The organism is Candidatus Tisiphia endosymbiont of Empis tessellata, from assembly GCF_964031035.1.
GTDB lineage: Bacteria > Pseudomonadota > Alphaproteobacteria > Rickettsiales > Rickettsiaceae > Tisiphia.
Window position 1 is genome coordinate 1,031,171 of sequence record NZ_OZ034997.1, and the last position, 20,216, is coordinate 1,051,386.

Annotated in this window: 17 protein-coding genes and 1 pseudogene; 9 read left to right on the forward strand and 9 right to left on the reverse strand. The window is 33.4% G+C overall.

Annotated elements, in window-relative coordinates; translation table 11 throughout:
* The first annotated feature begins 19 nt into the window (after nt 1–19).
* Nucleotides 20–322, forward strand: a complete 303-nt coding sequence (locus AAHM86_RS05460) for a hypothetical protein (RefSeq protein WP_342267556.1) — start codon at nt 20–22, stop codon at nt 320–322.
* A gap of 51 nt (nt 323–373) precedes the next feature.
* Here the strand turns inward: AAHM86_RS05460 and AAHM86_RS05465 are convergent, their stop codons facing one another.
* From AAHM86_RS05465 to AAHM86_RS05485, 5 genes are all read right to left on the reverse strand, one after another.
* Nucleotides 374–1,444 carry a hypothetical protein gene (locus tag AAHM86_RS05465; protein WP_342267557.1) on the reverse strand — a complete coding sequence of 357 codons (1,071 nt, stop codon included), beginning with the start codon at nt 1,442–1,444 and terminating at the stop codon, nt 374–376.
* A 13-nt stretch (nt 1,445–1,457) separates the two neighbouring features.
* A complete protein-coding gene (locus AAHM86_RS05470; RefSeq protein WP_342267558.1) occupies nt 1,458–1,790 on the reverse strand; it encodes a ferredoxin family 2Fe-2S iron-sulfur cluster binding protein in 333 nt (110 codons plus the stop codon).
* A gap of 16 nt (nt 1,791–1,806) precedes the next feature.
* Complete coding sequence (hscA, locus tag AAHM86_RS05475; protein ID WP_342267559.1) at nt 1,807–3,615, reverse strand: Fe-S protein assembly chaperone HscA; 1,809 nt, start codon at nt 3,613–3,615, stop codon at nt 1,807–1,809.
* A complete protein-coding gene (hscB, locus tag AAHM86_RS05480) occupies nt 3,606–4,133 on the reverse strand; it encodes a Fe-S protein assembly co-chaperone HscB (RefSeq protein ID WP_342267560.1) in 528 nt (175 codons plus the stop codon). Before hscB ends, hscA begins: the two co-directional genes overlap by 10 nt.
* A 317-nt stretch (nt 4,134–4,450) precedes the next feature.
* Complete coding sequence (locus AAHM86_RS05485; protein ID WP_342267561.1) at nt 4,451–5,692, reverse strand: MFS transporter; 1,242 nt, start codon at nt 5,690–5,692, stop codon at nt 4,451–4,453.
* A 443-nt stretch (nt 5,693–6,135) separates the two neighbouring features.
* Between AAHM86_RS05485 and rpmI the strand changes: the two genes are divergently transcribed.
* From rpmI to AAHM86_RS05505, 4 genes are all read left to right on the forward strand, one after another.
* On the forward strand, nt 6,136–6,339 hold the full coding sequence (rpmI, locus tag AAHM86_RS05490; protein ID WP_341747956.1) for a 50S ribosomal protein L35: 204 nt from the start codon (nt 6,136–6,138) through the stop codon (nt 6,337–6,339).
* A gap of 27 nt (nt 6,340–6,366) precedes the next feature.
* Nucleotides 6,367–6,723, forward strand: coding sequence for a 50S ribosomal protein L20 (gene rplT, locus AAHM86_RS05495; RefSeq protein ID WP_342267562.1), 357 nt, complete (start codon nt 6,367–6,369; stop codon nt 6,721–6,723).
* A gap of 607 nt (nt 6,724–7,330) precedes the next feature.
* A complete protein-coding gene (locus tag AAHM86_RS05500; protein WP_341751631.1) occupies nt 7,331–7,513 on the forward strand; it encodes a hypothetical protein in 183 nt (60 codons plus the stop codon).
* A gap of 24 nt (nt 7,514–7,537) precedes the next feature.
* Nucleotides 7,538–7,804 carry a hypothetical protein gene (locus AAHM86_RS05505; protein WP_342267563.1) on the forward strand — a complete coding sequence of 89 codons (267 nt, stop codon included), beginning with the start codon at nt 7,538–7,540 and terminating at the stop codon, nt 7,802–7,804.
* 3 nt (nt 7,805–7,807) lie between these two features.
* Here AAHM86_RS05505 and fabF read toward each other — a convergent pair whose 3' ends face one another.
* From fabF to AAHM86_RS05525, 4 genes and pseudogenes are all read right to left on the reverse strand, one after another.
* Nucleotides 7,808–9,067, reverse strand: a complete 1,260-nt coding sequence (gene fabF, locus AAHM86_RS05510) for a beta-ketoacyl-ACP synthase II (protein WP_342267564.1) — start codon at nt 9,065–9,067, stop codon at nt 7,808–7,810.
* Between the two features lie 9 nt (nt 9,068–9,076).
* Nucleotides 9,077–9,334, reverse strand: coding sequence for an acyl carrier protein (gene acpP / locus AAHM86_RS05515; protein ID WP_341747960.1), 258 nt, complete (start codon nt 9,332–9,334; stop codon nt 9,077–9,079).
* A gap of 211 nt (nt 9,335–9,545) precedes the next feature.
* Complete coding sequence (locus AAHM86_RS05520; RefSeq protein ID WP_341751634.1) at nt 9,546–10,448, reverse strand: TerC/Alx family metal homeostasis membrane protein; 903 nt, start codon at nt 10,446–10,448, stop codon at nt 9,546–9,548.
* 62 nt (nt 10,449–10,510) lie between these two features.
* Nucleotides 10,511–11,088, reverse strand: a pseudogene (locus AAHM86_RS05525) (YqgE/AlgH family protein).
* A 183-nt stretch (nt 11,089–11,271) separates the two neighbouring features.
* Here AAHM86_RS05525 and AAHM86_RS05530 point away from each other — a divergent pair.
* The 4 genes from AAHM86_RS05530 (at nt 11,272) to AAHM86_RS05545 (ending at nt 19,993) form a co-directional block, all read left to right on the forward strand.
* The gene (locus AAHM86_RS05530) at nt 11,272–11,964 is read left to right on the forward strand and encodes a CvpA family protein (RefSeq protein WP_342267565.1); all 693 of its coding nucleotides are present in this window, start codon (nt 11,272–11,274) and stop codon (nt 11,962–11,964) included.
* Nucleotides 11,957–12,226: a palindromic element RPE1 domain-containing protein gene (locus AAHM86_RS05535; protein ID WP_342267566.1), complete on the forward strand. Its 270-nt coding sequence runs from the start codon at nt 11,957–11,959 to the stop codon at nt 12,224–12,226. The genes AAHM86_RS05530 and AAHM86_RS05535 overlap by 8 nt, the downstream gene beginning before the upstream one ends.
* A gap of 249 nt (nt 12,227–12,475) precedes the next feature.
* The gene (locus tag AAHM86_RS05540) at nt 12,476–14,551 is read left to right on the forward strand and encodes a hypothetical protein (RefSeq protein WP_342267567.1); all 2,076 of its coding nucleotides are present in this window, start codon (nt 12,476–12,478) and stop codon (nt 14,549–14,551) included.
* Between the two features lie 642 nt (nt 14,552–15,193).
* Nucleotides 15,194–19,993 carry an autotransporter outer membrane beta-barrel domain-containing protein gene (locus AAHM86_RS05545; RefSeq protein ID WP_342267568.1) on the forward strand — a complete coding sequence of 1,600 codons (4,800 nt, stop codon included), beginning with the start codon at nt 15,194–15,196 and terminating at the stop codon, nt 19,991–19,993.
* Nucleotides 19,994–20,216: the final 223 nt, after the last annotated feature.

Genomic DNA, 20,216 nt, shown 5'->3' on the forward strand with positions numbered 1-20,216 from the left:
TAAAAAACTAGTTAGCAAGGTGGAAGAACATAATATATATGTATCAACGCATAAGAAAGCAAAGCCAAAAACTGGTTTAAATAATATTCAAAAAATTGCTGAAGAATGGCGGATAGATAAATTTATCAACCTAAAATTAGACGGCAACCAAATAGTGGTTGAAATTGATCAAGATAAGAAAAAAGAGTTATTTGCTCTTGATGTTTGTTATGCGATTGAAACACAGATTGAAATTAAACTGATGAGTAAAGAATTGGTTGATAAAGCTTACCATAATTTACATGAAGTAGAATCGAATTTTAGCAGTATGAATTCAGGATAAGAGTTAGTTAATTCTTATCCCGATGCTGGGGTAAGTTATATTGAACTCATGTTAACTTTCAGTGTTGTTCTCTTCTATAGCCTCATCTACTTTACTATCCTCTAGTTTAAACTCAAGCAAATTAATTGAACCTATATGTATACCATTATCAGAAAACTCAATATCAAATTTCACCTTTTCATAAGTTGCTAATTCATTATCATCTGTCTTAACTACTCCAGGTAAAGAAGAATCAACAGCTTTCTCAATGATAGTTTTGACCATTTTTTTAGGTAATAACAAATTGTTAGGAATCAATTTATCGATGATATCATGGTAATTAGTTAATTCAAAAGATAATTTACCTTTTGGTAACTTACTATCAAAAAATTGTAGAAACCCTACCAAATCTAATTGGGCATTATCATCACAAGAAAAAACTAAACGATCGATATTTAGATTTCTGATAGAATTTGTATCTTTACCCTGGTTAGTAGCAATATTGATCAGTGTGGCTAAATCAAGCTGTGCTGTTTTGAAATTAAGAAAATCTTCCCCCGCAGAGTACAACAAACGTAATTGTAGAGCTATATTTTCACCGTCCTGAGATTTTGCCTTATTGATTAGGAAAACTAAATCAGCAATATTAAAAATTTCCTTATCTTCCTGAATGAAGGATAATAATTTATTGTTAACTTGCAGAAACTTTACGATAGATTTTAAATTATCTCCATGGGATAATTTATATATAGGTTTATTAAATTTAACTAGTGCTGTAATATATTCCTTGGACTGAACACTATACTCTACTAATTTACCATCAAAATTCTCTTGTTGTTTTATTCCTTGTTTTCCTAAAATCAATCTAGCCTTTTTAAAACTAAAATCAAACAAAAATGTCATTTCTTCAGTAGATATTTCTTTGGAATTAACATGATCGATAAATTTCATTTTTGGCTCGACTAAATGAATTTGAAAGCGAATAGGAAAGCCAGAAACTTTGATTTGGCTATAAGATATTTTAGTATTATCTGTCTCTGAATTCTTTATAGTATTTACTATATTGCTTTTGATAGTATAAGCAATGCTAAACCATATTATGGTGTAAATTAAACAAATAAAAAACAAAATTTTACGTATCACTCTATATACTCAATTATAAGTTAATATTACGGGTAGCAGATGGTAAGCGAACCCTTATACCGTCAAGATCTTCACTAACAATAATCTGACAACCAAGTCTTGAAGTATGAGTAAGACCAAATGCTAAGTCAAGCATATCTTCTTCTGCCTCAGAAGGATTTTTTAATTTGTGATAAAATTCCTCATCTACAATAACATGGCAAGTGGCACATGCTAGTGAACCTTCACATGCACCTTCAAGATCAATGTCATTTTGATGAGCAATTTCCAAAATAGACAGTCCTATAGGGGCATCCACTATTCTTTCTATACCATCTTTATCTACCACAAAAATTACTTTAGGCATTAATTATCATTCCTTTTTAGTTTATTTCATCAACATGCTTACCTTTAAGTAAGCTCAGAGTAGCATTATTTAATCTTTCAGAAAGAAAATGCTCTGTTATATTCTCAAAATTCTTGCTACATTCTATAATGTAATCACGATCATTTGAGTTTATTGCTTCTTCTAAAGTTTTAATTGCCATATCAATTTTTTCCATTTCATTCTTTGCAAGAAGATTTGGCATCTCCCTAATAGCATTTTTTATATTATAAATCAAAGATTTTGTATCAATAAGTGTTTCCTGCAACAATTTCTTATTATGATCATTAGTTGTATTTTGATAAGCATTTTCTAAAATCTCGGTAATTTCACTTTCATTTAAACCATAACTTGGTTTTATTTCAAGGTTATGTGATATATTACTATTTTTTTCTAGAGCTGATACTGACAAAATACCATCTGCATCAATAGAAAATGTTACTTCTATCCTTACTCCACCTGCTTTCATTAGTGGCAATTTTAGTTCAAATCTTGCAAGTGACCGACAATCTTCTACCATTTCTCTTTCTCCCTGTACCACATGCAACTTCATAGAAGTTTGGTTATCTACATAATTGGTAAACTCCTTAGTAACCGATATCGGTATGGGGCTATTACGAAGAATGATTTTCTCAGTAATACCACCATTTAATTCGATACCAAGTGACAAAGGAACTACATCAATTAATAAGGAATTAACATTTGCTGAAGTTAGATTCTCTGCCTGCAGGGCTGCTCCCCATACTACCGCCTTATCTGGGTTAATATCCGAGAAAATAACAGTATTAAACATTTTTGCTAAACTTCTACTAATTAAGGGTATGCGAGTTGAACCACCAACAAGGATGATACCTGAAATATTAGGATTCCCTGCATGCTCTAGCGTATCTTTGGTAATAGCTATTGTACGTTCTACTAATGGTGATATTAATTGTTCAAAATCCTCTATATTTAATTCTAATATCTTCTCTTCATATATAATACTACATTTATTTTGTACACTAAGTGTTTCTTTAGCTTTTTTTGCTAATTTTATTAATTTGCTAGATTCTAGTAATTTATATTTATCACAAAAATGCCTCATCACTAAGTGGTCAATATCATCACCACCTAAAATATTATCTCCACCAGTGGCGATGACTTGAAATATACCAGTTTGCATATTTAGAATTGATATATCAAAAGTACCACCTCCTAGGTCATACACTAAATAACATCCACTACTTTCTTTATTTAAACCATATGCATAAGCTGCTGCTGTTGGTTCTGCAATTAACCGTAATACCCTAAACCCCGCAATTTTTGCAGCTAGCATTACTTCTCCTCTAGCAGCATCGTTAAAATGTGCTGGCACAGTTATTACAGCTTTTTTGACTTCCGAATTCAATTTTTGAGTAGCCTGTTTCTTTAAGTACAAAAAGATTTGTCCGGCAATTTCTGGAATCGTCAGTAATTTTCCAGCAAACCTTATTCGTAAAATTTCGCTATCTAAATCAATATAATCTTTCACTAAGGCAAAAAACACAGGGTTGTTGCGTATATCAGATAGTTTTTTACCAAAAAGTCTTTTAATAGAACGAAAATTATCAATTATATTATCATTGCCAACAATAAAGTCTTTGCCATGAAATGCTATAACTGATGGTATAAGTTCTTGACCATGATCATCTATGATAATTTGTATTATTTGTTTATTTGATAAAGCAATCAATGAGTTAGTTGTACCAAAATCAATACCAACTGCTATATCCTTATCATGTTCATGCTGGTTAGAAGAGCCAGCTTCGCTAATTTCTATTATTTGCATGACTTGATTTTTAGTTGAATATTATTAATTAAATTTTTAAGGTATTTAAATTTTATGGTAATATCAAGAACGTTTTGCATATTTTGATCTTGAAATGCAGTAGTTAGAGATTCAATAAGTTTTTCTTTTTCAAGGATTTTGTTATTTAGCATATGCTCTAACTTAGTTAATTCTTGAGTAGTTTCAACAAGCTCTAATTCACTCCACACAATATTTAATTGTTCCTTTGAGATACCTTGCCTAACCGTTATTTCATCCAAGACTATATTGTTTAAAAGTAGAAGATACTCAGCTCGTGCTAAATCATCTTTAAGAATTGAATAAGCTTTATTTATATCAATAGAGAGAGCCAAATTTTCTTGCCTCGCATTGTTAGTTTTAACTCTATCTGGATGATATTTTGATTGCATAGCAAAATATTGACGATCCAATATATTTAAGTCAATATTATATTTTCTTTCTACACCTAATAACTCAAAATAACTGCTCATAATCACTTCTAGTAGATCAATTATCAAACCATGCCCCTGTGATTATATACTAGAAACCTCAGTTTTGGATTAAAATTTTTAATTTTAATCTAGAACTGGCTAGAATATCAGAAAAATGCATTCTTGAAGCGGCTGGCACGAATGCATTTTAAACCTTTCTAAAGCTAAAAACATGATTTTAAAAGATTAAAATCATGTTTTTAGCAAAATATTAATTTAACAATCAGATGCAGAACCGTCTCAAATCTGATTGTTTCGATAATTTCACCGAATTTGGGATAAGAATTGACAAATTCTTATCCCGAATTCGCGTATATAGATAGCATAGTAAAGTATCAAATCTATTAAATCTTACGTATCCTTAAAAAGGCTGGTACAAATAACATGCTAAATAACGTAGTCAATAAAAAAAGTTGAGACCAGTCCATATAATTTGCACAAATGCCAGATAAAAAGGATAAAATAATCCGTACGAAGGAGCCAAAAGAAGATATAATTGAGTATTGTGTGGCTATCAATTCGCTACTACATAAACTAGAAAAATAAATAAGAATCGCTGTATTACCAAGCCCGCAACAAAAATTCTGTACAGTAATTGTTATAGTAAATATAAGCATATCATGACCTAGCATAGATAAAAACACAAACATTAAGGGTGACAGTAATTGTAGACTCCCACATATTAGGATGCTTCGGGATATTCCTATTTTTGCAGTTAAAATACCGCTAATGACTCCTCCAGAGATCATTAGCATGAATCCATATGCTTTTGAAATAGAAGCAATTTCTTGAGAGGTAAAAGACAAGTCAATAAACACTGGCGAACTCATTGCCATAGGAATTGAGTCGCTTGCTTTATATAGAAAGACAAACAGTATAATGAACATCCAGTTTGGATGATTTCGTTTTAACAATAGTAAGCTATCACCAATAACTTGAAAATATTGTGCAGGTGAAATTAAATCAGTAGAGATGTGTTGAGTTTTTTTTGTAACAGGTTCTTGCATATATAAGGTTATTATAGGTGCAGCCATTGTTATAAGAAAGATATATAGATATACAAAGTACCAATTAAAGAGGCAAGATAAATATAATGCCCCTGTACTATTAATAAGTATTCCTATGCGAAAACCAGTTGAGCTAAAAGTTGTAGCAATTGAGAGATATTCTTTTTTTATAGTCCGCTCTATACGGTATGCATCTAAAACAACATCTTGAGTTGCTGCACAACAGGAAATAATAAAAATTAAAATTGCGGTAATAATTATGTTAACAGGGGGATCTATAATTAAAAACCCGCTAGTAGTGACTAATAAACATGCTTGGGTAACTAATGTCCATCCACGACGTTGGCCAAATTTTCGACATATAACAGGTATAGAATATTTATCAATAAACGGTGCCCATATTGGTTTTAAGCAATATGGAATAGATGTTAGAAACATTGCACCAATAATATCAGTTGAATATCCCGCCTGTGATAATTGGTAATGAATAGTAAATGATACTAAAGAAAAATTTACTCCTGCAACTATTCCAAGCAAGAAGAAACAAATAAAATAAGAGCGTGTATGATTAGTTAGCATATTCAGGAGTGATATCCATCTTTTCAAACAATTATCTAGACATTACACCCCAATTCGGGATAATAATTAGTTAATTCTTATCCCGAATTGGCTTTAATATAAGGAAAAATGCATTCTTAAAGTGGCTAACGCGAATGCATTTTAAACCTTTCTAAAGCTAAAAACATGATTTTAAAAGATTAAAATCATGTTTTTAGCTAAATATTTATTTAGTAATACAGCTTTTTTAATAATTTCATATAGTTAATATGCTAACCTCATGTATGAACCTCCTGTAAAATGCAAGAAAAAAATAATATATATAAACGATCCTAGCAAAAATATTTGCAAAATTGACTTGAAATAATACTTAAAAACATTATACTTACGTCTATTAGCAACGTGGCTTTGGTATGCCTAGTTTTTGCTAGACTGATCTTAAAATACCAAATAAAGGAATTATAATGCCTAAATTAAAAACAAAATCAGCGGTAAAAAAGCGCTTTAAGCTTACTGCTACTGGCAAAGTCTGTGCCACTCAAGCTGGAAAAAAGCACTTCATGCGACGTCGTACAAAATCTCAGCTTCGTAACCTTAGAGGAACAACAATTCTCTGCGATCAAGATGCAAAGAACTTGAAAAAATTCTTTCTTCCATATGGAATTTAATAATTTAAATAAGGAAATAGGTGAGATATGTCACGAGTAAAATCAGGAAAAGTTTCAAAAAATCGTCATAAAAAAATTCTCAAACTTGCTAAAGGTTATAGGGGGAGATCGAATAATTGCTTTAGGGTAGCAATTGAAAAAGTTGAAAAAGCTCTACAATATGCTTATAGAGATCGTAGAAATCGTAAGCGTGATTTTAGAGGGCTTTGGATACAAAGAATTAATGCAGCAGTACGTGAGCATGATTTAGTATATTCGCAGTTTATAGGTGGACTGAAAAAAGCTGCCATAGATATTGATCGCAAGGTGCTAGCTGAATTGGCAGTCAACAACCCACAAGGTTTTGCAGATATAGTGGTGCAGGTAAAGACTCATCTGCAATAGACTTATTATTAAACCTCTTGGATCATTCTACTTTTGCTGGTAATTTGGGCGTTGGGATTAGACTCAAATCCTCACGTATATTTGTTATACTGCTTGCGACTTATTTTCGGTGTGGCCAAGAGTACGAGTCACTGTAGAAGTGAGGAGTGGTGGCTGTACTTAACATGGTGGTAGGTCCACCGGAATCGGCTGGTATGAGCAGATATCAAACTACCTTAAGCTGCTGTATTCTAAGGAATATGGTGGTGAGTGTTAAGGAAAAGGCTGGAAACAGTCAGGTATGACCTATGGAGGTGAACGAAAGTGAATCACTGTATTTAACCTCAACCTCAGCTCGATATAAGAATTAATAATTCTTATATCGATACTTACTTTGTTATAAGGAAAAATGCACTCTTGAAGCGGCTGACGCGAGTGCATTTTAACTTTTTTCATCATTCAATATGTGATTTTAATTATTAAAATCACATATTGAATGGAGTATTATATTTTAACAATCAGGTGGGCAGCCGCTTCAAACCTGATTGTTTCTATATATAATACTGAATTCGATGTAACTTGTTACATCGAATTCAGGTTATTTTAATTAATTTCAACCACTATTTGGTTGCCATCTAGAACCGATTTAACTGTAACCGCTATACTGCATGATACCATTGAGGATACTAAACTGACCAAAAGCAAGATTGCCTATATCTTTAGTGATCTAATTGCTGATCAGATAGAAAAACTAACTAGGGGTAAGTGCGACAGAAAGATTAGCTCGGCAGAAATCATGGAATTATTATAGCAGCACAAGATATATGATATCATAATGGTTAAAATATTTGAAAGAATTCACAATTTAGAAACTGTTAGTATAAAATCTCTAGAAAAAATTAAGAAGATAATAGAAGAAACTTTTAAAAATTTTATAAGTATTAGCATGTGTTGTGGAACAAAACAACTAGAAAATATATTAACTACTTTATGTTACAAACATTTACTAATTACTGAATCCCCCTTAGAGCTTACAACAATTATCCAACATAAATACCAGCTTCCTACTCCTACTTTTGAAAATGATACAAACCAAAAGTAAATCCTATACTTTCTTAATAATTAAGCTTGCATTAGTTCCTCCAAATCCAAATGAATTAGAAAGTACATAACTAATTTTTGTATTTTTAGCTTCTAAAGCAACTAAATCTATTTTTGCTTCTGCTATCGGTTTATGCAAATTTAGAGTTGGTGGAGAAACTTGGTCTCGCATAGCAAGAATTGAATATATTAATTCTACGCTACCAGCTGCTCCAAGCAAATGACCAATAGATGATTTGGTTGACGACATAAGAACATTCGGGTTAGCATCCAAAAATAATTTTTGAACAGCCGTTAACTCTATAGCATCACCAACTTGGGTAGAAGTGCCGTGAGCATTGATATAATCAATAAGACTTGCATCAATTTTTGCATCTTTAAGAGCCTCAGACATAGCTCTATAAGCACCTCTTCCATCGGGATGAGGTGAGGTCATATGATAAGCATCGCCAGTAGAACCATATCCAATAATTTCAGCATAAATCTTAGCGTTTCTAGCACAAGCATGCTCATATTCTTCAAGTACTACAACACCTGCCCCTTCTCCCATTACAAATCCATCGCGATCTTGATCCCATGGTCTTGATGCAAGTTCAGGCGTAGAATTATATTTAGTAGATAATGCTCTTGCAGCAACGAATCCAGCCACCCCGACCGGAGTAACCGGTGCTTCGGCCCCACCAGCAACCATAACATCTACATTACCATATTGAATCATACGCATAGCATCCCCTATAGCATGAGAGCCAGTGGAACAAGCTGTAACGACAGCTTGGTTTGGTCCGGTGAATCCGTATTTAATGGAAACATGACCTGCAAAGAGATTAATTAATGAGGAGGGGATAAAAAATGGACTAACTTTGCCATTATTTTCTTTATGAAACTTTACGGATGTTTCTTCGATCATCCCAAGTCCACCTATTCCTGAACCAAGTATTAAGCCGGTTCTATCTCCCGATAATTCATCTTTTACTTTCCACCCGCTATCCTCGATTGCCTCAGTAGCTGCTCCTATACCATATTGGATAAATAAATCCATCTTATGGACATTGCGAGGGTCAATAAATTTTTCCGGGTTAAAACCATTATCTGTTGAGTGATCCACTGTACCCGCTATTTTACAGGCAAGGTTAGAAGTATCAAATCTTGTGATTGACTTGATGCCACTGCGGCTCTTTATAATACCTTCCCAAGAGGGCTTTACACCAACTCCTAGTGGTGTGATAAGCCCAATACCGGTTATAACAACTCTTCTAGTCGACATGATTATTTATTAATTAGTTATTTTTTTATTTATGTACTGTACAACATCAGAGACAGTTAAAATTTTACTGGCATCTTCATCTGGTATATCACATTTATACTTTGCTTCTATTGCCATCATTAATTCAACTGTATCTAAACTATCGGCTTTAAGATCCTCAACAAATCTAGACTCAAGGGTGATTGAATCTTTCTTTACTTTTAATGTATTAGCAACGATTTCAATAACATCTTGTTCGATGATATTCTGAGCAACACTTGCATCCATAATTAGAACCTCATAACTTAATTTAATTTTAGTAAAATATTCAAACTCTAGCCACTCATGATTGACTTGTATGGAATAAACATAATCTATACATAAGTAAGCTTTGAATAAGACGATACAATAATTCCAAACTTCTAGCATAAAAAAATATTTTATGCTAGTGTAAAATTTCTTTAGTTCTTAAATTAAAATATTACTAATGGTTTACAGTTTAGTATACACTCCTTTTCCTGATAATAGAAGCAATAATACCAAACAACAGAAGAGTAATAGTCATAGCCAATGCAGCGTAAGATGGAATCTCAATAAAATGTTCAGCGAATATTTTTATGCCAATAAATATTAATATTAATGCTAGCGAATATTTTATATAACTAAATTGCTCAACAATATTAGCTAAACATAAGAATAAGGCACGTAAACCTAATATGGCAAAAATATTAGAAGTATAAATTATGTAAGGATCCTTAGTGATAGCAAATATTGCTGGTATACTATCAATGGCAAAGACAATATCCATGATTTCTATAATTATTAATGATGCAAGAAGAGGCGTAATACTTAACCTATTATTAGTTTTAACAAAAAATTTATAACCGGAAATTTTAGGAGTAAGATTAAAGTATTTTTGTAGAATTCTATAAATATACGATTCCTCTACTTTAAAACTTTTTTTTGCTATATAAAAAGTTTTGATGCCTGTAACTATAAGAATAGCTGCAAAAATATATAATAACCAAGAGAATTTCGAGATAACAATGACACCTAGATATATAATTATGGCTCTAAAAACAATGACACCTAGAATTCCCAAAAATAATATCCGATGCTGATATATTAAAGGAATAGAGAAAAACTGAAAAACCATCAATATAATAAAAATATTATCCAATGACATAGCTTTCTCTATAAAAAAGCAAGTGTAGTATTCCCGGGCTTTTTCTCCTCCCATATCAAAAAAAATGAAAATACCGAAGAGGCATGCTATAATTAAATAAAAAAGGCTAAAATAAATAGTTTGGCGGAAGCTCATCACTTTATTTTCTTGGTTTGCAAAACCAAGATCGTAGATTAGTAAACCTGCAATCACTGTACAAAAAACAACCCAAGTCAAGATTCCCTCCATAAACTACTATAACAACTTGAAGAATTAATTCTCAAGTTTATGATCTGATGTTAAGCATTAGCCATTCGTGAAGTAAAGTGGGATTCTTTGATACCGAGATTGTATAAAGCATTGTGCCACTTATTCTCTGGATGATCAGAAAAAATAAATTCTTTATCACATTTTGTTATTATCCACAAATTCTCCTTAATCTCTGTTTCAAGCTGCCCTACCTTCCAAGCAGTGTATCCAATAATAAATAAACTATTTTTAGGACCATGACCAGAAGCAATATCATGAGGGATTTTAGGATTAGAGCTAACTGCTAAATGATTCTGAAATTTCAATAGTAGATTTTCATCATAATCATCAGAATGTAGGAAGAATCCGCGTTCATGCTCAACTGGTCCTCCTAGATATATAGGCATCATAATATTACTATCTACTTGATCATCAGATATTTTAAAAAACGATTTTATCTCTATATGATTCACCAAATTATTGAAAATTAAACCCATTGCTCCTTCTGCTGTATGAGACAGCATATAAAAAGTGATTTATTAAATATACCATCAAGCATGTAAATGTAAGGAGTAGCGATCAGAACCTTACCAGATAAATTATCAAAAATCTTATCGTTTACACTCATAATGTTTATTGTATTTTAAAATTTATTAACATACTAGCTTTTAGATACATATAATGTTAAATTACTGCTATTCAATAGACCTCTTTTGAAACTTCATCTGAGAGGTTTAATAAAAATTTTGAACATGATAGTAAATATACTCAACTTCTGTTCTAAACTTAAAGTAATTTTTTAAAAAGTCTAATGTTTACTTGGTTTGATATAATAATATTGGCAATTATTACTACTTCATCGATGCTCGGGGCATATGGAGGAATAATAAAGCTTACTATTAGCTTACTTAGCTTTATAGTCTCAATTCTTTTTGCCTATTACCTATCTCCATATACTATTTCCATTATTACTCGATATTTTAATAACCACATTGCATTGGTAGTTACCTCTGGGATTATTTCCTATATTATCTCTCTAATCATATGCTCTTTTGCAACCCGTAAATTTTTTTTGATAATCTCTGTTATAAGTGGTGGGGTCATTGACAGATATCTAGGCTTAGCCGCAGGCATGTTTAGAGGTATGATTATTTGTTTAGGTATCTTCCTAGTCCTAACAATTTTCTTTTCTGACAGTTACTTACAAGCAGAAACCCTAAAAGACGTTATACAAAATACTACTATTGATAAATATCCAAAATGGCTTAAGGAATCTGTGACTACATCGTATCTAGATAATTTAAGTAAAAATCTTATAAGAACTCTACCACAAGATAGTTTGGAATTCATTAAATTACCTAAAACATCAAAGATTATTGGTACTACAAATGTGTTAGAAAAATCACAATCTCAAGAATCTCCCAATACAGAAAAACAACTCCCTGAAGATCTTATGCAAGAACTTGATGAAGTATTATCAAAAAAAGTAGAGAATCATGACTAGGCTATTGAATAACTATAATAGACCTCTTTCGAAACTCGCTTGTGCTGAGGGATTTGAAGGAGATGCTTCACCTCGAACCGCAGCGTACTCTAATTCCGTTACGGATTCGAGTATCGCATCATTGTCCAAATCACCAGCAGAAGTAGAGTTTCGAAAGAAGTCTAATAAAAAGAGTTATATTATTGGTAGATATATTCAAGATATAGCTAATCATGAGTTTATTCAAGAGCAAAAATTTGTTGTCGAATATAAGGTAATTTAACCTAAGTTCGATGTAACAAGTTATCAGTATTATCTCTGTTAGAGGTGACATCGGGGCTATTAAACCGATGTCTTACATCGAACTCAGATTACATGAATGCTATCTAGACTAAGTTAGTTTACAAAAAAGTTCCTAAATATTAAAGATATTGTTATTATTTGCTTGACATTAGTTAACAGATATTATTCTAATAGTATCCTATAGTAAATAAATTTTTAATAATCTGTAATATAACTGGAGAGAAAAAATATGGGACGTATTAATAAGTATAGTAATGGAAATTTGGTTAATCAGAATCGGGAGATTCAGGGGGAGTTCCTAAAAAAACAAGATACTGAATCATACTCATTGAGTAAAAAGATGAATAATGGGAACAACATACAAGAAAAGAATACAGTAAACATAGATGACTTATTTAATATTCCTGCATTGGATACTGCTACAAGTCAGGATAGTATAAAGCCTATTGACGGAGGTACAGCACATACTCCTATTGCACAAGCTTTATTGCCTCTTCTTACCCTCCTTTCTGCCGCTTTTCCTAATACTACTGCTCCACCCAATAAAGCTATCGATAATCCAAATGGCTCATTGAGTAGAGTAACAAGTCCCACTAAGGTGAATATGCCTGTTCTTTTTGATACTACTCCTGCAACTACTTCAACTAGCCAAAACCATGCCCCATCAAAAAAGCTGACAAAACATAGTGATGACCCATCTCTTATTAGGGAAAAAGATGGTTTTATACGACATAGTGCTGATGGTAATATTATACTAGGTGGTGATGGTAAAAAGTTAACTTTCAGCCATCATCTAGACATAAAGATACTCAAAAAACAACTCACAAATAGTAATATTACTGAATTATGTCTATGGGAGGTTGCGACTGTTCGTCAGAAAGCACAAAAGATTGGAAAAATTCTTAAAGATAATAGTAATGTTAAAGTATTAAGTATATTATATAGTAATATAGGAGATATAGGAACAATAGACTTTGGAAGAATGCTTATAGATACTGAAGTTACTACATTAAATCTAGCATATAATAGAATAGATGATGAAAGTGCAATAGGTCTTATAGAATCACTTAAAGGGACTAAGGTTCAAGAACTAAATCTATCAGATAATAGAATAGGCGATAAAGGAAAAGGAGCAAAAGGTCTTATAAAATCACTTAAAGAGACTAATGTTAAAGTACTAGATCTATCAGATAACAATATGAGTGATAAAAAGGTAAATGATATTATACCAGAACTTAAAGAAAATACTAAGATTATTGAATTAGGTCTAAAAGACAAAGGTATAAAACGTAAGACATTCAAAAAAGTCTTAGAGGTACTAGAACAAAATAGACATGTTAATAAAGAGCCCACCTCTACAATAGAGTCTAGTACTACTGAGGGAGAGTCTAGTACTACTGAGAAAAAGCGAGAGAAGCGTGATATTCATACTACTGAGAAGACTCTTCCTGATGAGACTCTTCCTAAGCAAGAGACTACTGTTCTTACTACGGATGTATCTAGTACTACTACGACAGAGTCTACTACTTCCGCTACTGAAGATTCAACTAATGCTAAGGAAGAGACTACTGTTCCTACTGTGAAGAAGTCTAGTACTACTACAATGAAGGTTACTACTTCTTCCCCTATTGAAGATTCAACTACTGCTAAGGAAGAACCTACTACTACCGTGAAGTCTACTGTTCCTACTGTGGAGGAGTTTAGTACTACTACAATGGAGGTTACTACTTCTTCCCCTATTGAAGATTCAACTGCTCCTGAGAAAAAGACTACTACTCCTATTATGGAGAAGTCTAGTACTACTACAAAGAGGGTTACTACTTCCTCTACTGAAGGTTCGGCTACTACTGAACAAGAGACTACTGTTCCTACTACAGATGGGTCTAGTACTACTACGACAAAGTCTACTGCTTCCTCTGCTGGAAATCCTACTACTCTTAAGGAAGAACTTACTACTCCTAAGAAAAATCTTACTGAGAAATCAGAACCAATCGCTGTTGGTGTAGTTGTTGATTCTATTACAGAAAAGCATATTCCTGAGGAATTAAATCCTAATAATCCTGCTAGTAGCACAATGTCAACAAAAGAAATCTTAGCTCTGATATCTTTTGCTGTAACTGCTATAGGTGTTGGTGGAGGTGTTGTTATATGTGCTATCAAGAAGTTTTGGGGTGGAGTAAGCCATTTGGGTCATGAAGCATTAGCATTAGCTGACTTAGCATTAGTAGAACTAGACAATCGTTTAGACAATAATGAAGAGACATCATCTTTAACAGGTATAACAGTTAACGATGACATGGATTAAAACTAGGGTAATTTAACCTGAATTCGATGTAACTTGTTACATCGAATTCAGTATTATATATAGAAACAATCAGGTTTGAAGCGGCTGCCCACCTGATTGTTAAAATGCACTCGCGTCAGCCGTTTCAAGAGTGCATTTTTCCTTATAACAAACTGGTTTAAAGAAGGATTCATTTTAGCCTATGCCTTAAGATTGATAGATCACTACAACAGTTTGTTTATGTTATCACAAATGCACAGCGGTTTGTTTGGTGCTTGGAAGAAAGTTTGGGAGTCAAGTAAGTCAAACTATCATGTATAACAAATTTCTATAGCTGTTTCAAATATAACACAGTTGATAGAAATTTATCAAAAAAATAGTCAAGTAGCTTGTAATTAATTATTTTTACATATATAGTAGCTGCGTGTTTAGATATTTCTAAAAAGGTTTTTAAGGTATTATGATTGCGTAGGGTCATCCCTGTGCATTCGATGGTTACCCTTGCAAAAGTATGGGGCTAGAAAAGTTTAATATAGTCTGCTAGGCTGTTTTTTTAGATTTCTCTACCTGCACGGGAATGACATCGAGCAAAAATAATTTTTGAAACTAATTGCTCTAAGAAACTGTATTTAGAAAATGAATTAACTTAAATAGGAAAAAATTATGAATAATAAAAGTAAAAAAAGCAGTTTTTTGAAAAAATTGCTAGCGACTGCTTCTATTGCTTCAGTTATAGTCGGTAGTAATACGGCATTTGGTGCTGCTCTTGCACCACAAGGTAGGATTACTACTGGTACCCCAGCTCCCGTTAGTGAAGCAGGTGCTGGAGGTCGCAATTTGTGGTCAACTGTTGATGCTGCTGCTGGTGCTGTTATTGTTGCTGGTGCTGACGCAGCAGGTCCAACTGATAATCAGGCAGTTATATTTGGTCGTATTAATGATGCAATTAATATTGATGCTCCTCGGATACTTAAGGCAATTAGTGCTGGTGGCAAGGCTGGTACTCTTGTAAATCTTAATGCAAACCTTACTGTTGGTTCTGTCGTTGATGAGGTTGGTGCTATTGTTGGTGCTAATGTAGTAAATTTTACTTTTGTTGATCCTGGTAGTACTCTTACCTTAAACGGTGCAGCTGCCACTGCTGCTCAGCATGGTTTTGTTGCAGGTGTTAACGATTATAGTGCTTTAGGTACGGTTGACTTCACAGCTGTAGGTGATCATACCTTAAATATTAAACCTATTGATGCTACTACTAACATCACGTTTGCTAAGTTTGAAGTTGCTAACGGTGCACATGCAACATTGAGTATTGACCATGTTAATAAGACAATAACATTTAATAAAGCATCAGTTGCCGAATCCCACACAATTAACATTTCTGATAATAGTACTGTTCAATTCAACTCTGCTCCAACTGTTGCTGGTGGTAATACGTTGAACTTACAACAACAAGGAGCAAATAGTAGAATCAAATTTGGTGATCAGGGTAATGGTATATTGTTACTTACTTCTAAGAATGCTGCTGCTGTTAACTTTAAAGTTGTAGATGGATCTCTTGGTGGTACTCAAGATGGACATGGTATAATTCACTTCGATACTCAGGGATTAGTTGCATCTCTTTCTCATCTTGGAGGTGCAGGTAGAGCCGTAGTTGGTATAGATAAGGAGCATAGAGCTGGGAAATTCATAGTTGATGCTAGTGGTGGTAATGCTGGAACAATTACAGGAAAAGTATATACTAAAGAGCTTGAATTACGCGGTGGGACTATCAATTTACAAGGTGAAGTTGATGTAGGAGATCAGGGTAAGACAAACATAACAGCAGCTACAGTTCTAACTCTAAACGAAAATAGTAATCTTGGTACAACAGATTTCCATAATATACCTAATAGTACAATTACTGTGGAAGCTGGTAAAACACTTGAAGGAAACTTTCATGCTGACTTAAACGGTGGCGGTGCAGCTCAAGTTGGAACGATAATTTTTAAAGGTGATGGTGTATTAAAAGCTGATGTAATAAACAAATTAGATGCAATTGAAAATACACAACCTGGTCTTCTGAGATTGTCAGGACAGCATACTGTCACTGAACTACGAGGAACTGTGGCTAATACACATTTTAAATTTGCTAAGGATTATAAACTGATCGGTAATATTAATCACACTGCTCCTGCTGTTTCAGATTTAACGTTTGAGGGTGATGCTGAAATTACTGGTGACATTGGTGCTGCTGGTGCTGGAGTAGTTCGTAATATTATCATCCCTAAGGATAGCACAGTAAAAGTTGGTGGTGCTACGATTAATGCTGTTAGTATCTTTGATACTGCTGATAGTGGAACATTGAAATTAACTAATAAAGCAGGTGATGTAACCATTACATCTACAATGAGTGCTAATAGTGGCGGTATTATTGATGCAACTGAAATGAAAAAGGATAGTACTTTAAATATTACTGGCACTATTGGTACGAATCCTGCTGGTGATGATTCTAAGGCTTTAAAGAAATTATTACTGAACAGACAAAAACCTAACTTTGACATAGCTGCAGCTGCCAATAAATGGGTTAATATTGCTGGAATTGATTTTGGTGGTGGAGCTTCAACAGTTAAGATGAATGTTGATACTGCTAAATATGCCTTTGGAGCTTTGACAAATGCAGAGGAAGCTACATTTGAAATTAGTGAGAATGTTGACTTATATAATACAACAACCTCTAAGGATGGGGGAGTAAAGGAAATCAAGTTTACAGCAGACGATAAGACTCTTACTCTTCATAAAGGTAATGATATTACTGCTAAAAGTATAACTGCTTCCGGTGGAGCTAATGGAAGTAATCTAGTTTTTGCTGGGGATGCTGCTCTAAAAGGCGACATAGGAACATCAAACAGGCAATTTAAAGGTCTCAAAGTAAATGCTGGTGTTAAGGCAATTACATCGGGTCAAGGCTTTTTCAGCGAAAATATAGAATTAGCAGATGGCGGATCTACATTAGTTGTAGATGGTAATTATACTACTAAAGCAGTTGTTGGTAATGTTCCTGGTAATGGAACACTGAAATTTGTTAATGCTGCTGATGTTGGTACTGGTGTAAAATTCACTACTACAGCAGCTGCTAATACTGGTGTTATTAACGGTATATCTACCTTAGAATTGCATGGTGGTAATGTTGAATTAGTAGGTGATAACGGTCTAAAATTTAGCAATATTAAGTTTGCAACTGCTGCAAGCTTAACTTTAGCTTCAAAGATGGAAATTAAAGATATAAATGTTGATAGTACTCTTGATAGTGCGAGTTCTAAAGGTGCTAGACCTACAGTTATATTATCAGCTATTGATCACACTATTAGTAAACCTAACCATATTGGTGATAAGGATCATTTGGTTAATCTACAATTTGCTGGAGATAATACCTTAAATGTTACTACTACAGACTTCTTTGCTGGTGTAACAACTACAACTGATAATCAAGGTGCTGTTAACTTTAAGGCTGGTTCTGATAAGGTTTATGGTTTAGGTTCTAGCGGACATAACTTAAAAGCTGCAACTTTTGAAGTAAATACCGAAAACTTTGGTGATACTTATGTCAGTAATGCTATTATTAATGACAATGTGAAGTACACAGCTGGTGGAACAGTAGCTGGTGGACTACAAGTTGGTAGTGATAAAGGTAGTTCTGTAGCTGAGTTTAAAGATGGTGTTATTTTGACAGCTGCTGTAACCAGTAAGGGAGCAGATAATAAGATTAACTTCACAGATAATGCTGCTATTATTGGTACTAAGCTTGGTACAGAGAATGCTCGTCTTAAGGCTATAACATTTAATGGCGATAAAAAAGTAGACTTGAAGAATGATGCTATGTATGCAGAAGTAGTTAACTTCGGTACTGAAAATATCGTAATTACTGATAACAACATAATTAGTGGTACTTCACATGTTAATGCCAATATTAATTTGAACTCTGGTAAGTTAATCTTCCAAGCTAACCAAAATGATGTAAATTCTACATGGGGTCCTAAGACTTCTATTGCAACTACCTTAACTGCAGATGGAAAACTTGGTTCTATAGAAGTTAATACTCATATAGAGGTGGCTGCTAGTGTACCAGTTAATGTTATAGTCGTGCAGGATGAAGCTCAATTAGGGGCGGATCAAGAGTACAAGTTGATTAGCAATGGTAAAAATCTAATTCTAGGTAATGATGCACGATTTGGTCCTCTAACAGTAGCAAAATCAACAAATCAAGCATATGCAAAGTGGACTGTTTCTACTAAAGATGATAAAGATGTTTACTTGTTGTGTTCAAATGATGCTGCAACTATAGCTCCAGCTGATGTGAAACTTGCTGGTGGTGATGATAAAGATCAGGAAAATGCTGCTTTGCTTGGTCGTGAGGCATTAGCTGCTATGACTGATATTGGTACGTTATCACAAGACCCAAAAGTACGTGGTGCAGCACTAAAAAGAATTACAAATGCTGAGAATTCACTAGTGACTGATGCTGTCGAACATACTAATGCTGGGATTGCTAGTTTAGTGGGAGCAAGACTTGCTCAAGTTAATGATCAACAAAAACCTGTAGGTAGTGGTTCTGATGATGTAGCTGATGAATCAATGGGTGCATGGGCTATGCCATACTATAATCAAGCTGTTCAGAAGGGTGAAGATAGTGTTGTTGGCTATAAAACGAAATCTACTGGTGGAATCCTTGGTTTCGATGCTTTAGCAAACGAAAATCTAATGATCGGTGCTGCTGTTAGTATTGTTAGAACTGATATGAAATACAAAGATTATAAAATTGGAGAAAAAACAAACATTAATACTGTGATGCTCTCTATTTATGGATCACAACAACTTGATAAAAATTTCTTTGTACAAGGTTTGGTTTCTCTTGGTTCAAATAAAATTAAGAATAGCGATCCTAGAAAAGTTCCTACTTCTCGTAATGCTAGTGGTCAGCAAATTGCTAAAGCTAGTTATGATTCTCTGTTTTACGGTGGTCAAGTATTATTTGGTTACAATGCTAAAATGTCTGACTCAATGTCATTAATACCGATGGCTGGAATTCGTTATACAGGTTCTAGCGATGAAGGTTATAAAGAAACTGGTACAGACAACGTAAATAAGGTCGTTGCTAAGAAGATTAACAATAAAGTTGAAGCTGTGTTTGGTACTAGATTTGCAGTTTCTGTAGATACTAGCGGTATTACAGTGATGCCTGAAGCACATGCTTTTGTTTCTCAAAAGTTATTTGGTAATTTAGGGAAAGTTAGTGCTAAATTAGATGGTATGACTAGTTCGTTTGCTACTAGATCTGACAAAGAGGCAAAAACATTATTTAACCTTGGTTTAGGCGTTACTGCTAAAGCTGGTAATATGGAGTATGGAGCTGGTTACGATGCATATTTAGCTAGTAGTAAATATGTTGGTCACCAAGGTACTTTAAAAGTTCGTGTAAACTTCTAAACTAATCTTTTAAGTTTACTTATCTATTACTTCAAACAAAAGGGTTTTCTTTTAAAAAAGAAAACCCTTTTTGTTTAATAAGAGTGCTTACGAATTGATTCTTCCTGATAAGTTTGTCGTCAGAATTTGCTTTCTCTTCTTATATAATGGGCTAAAAAATTTAGACAAAAAAGCATGTAGTTTTGTTTTGTAATAAGATAGAATAAAAAATTATACTTAGGAT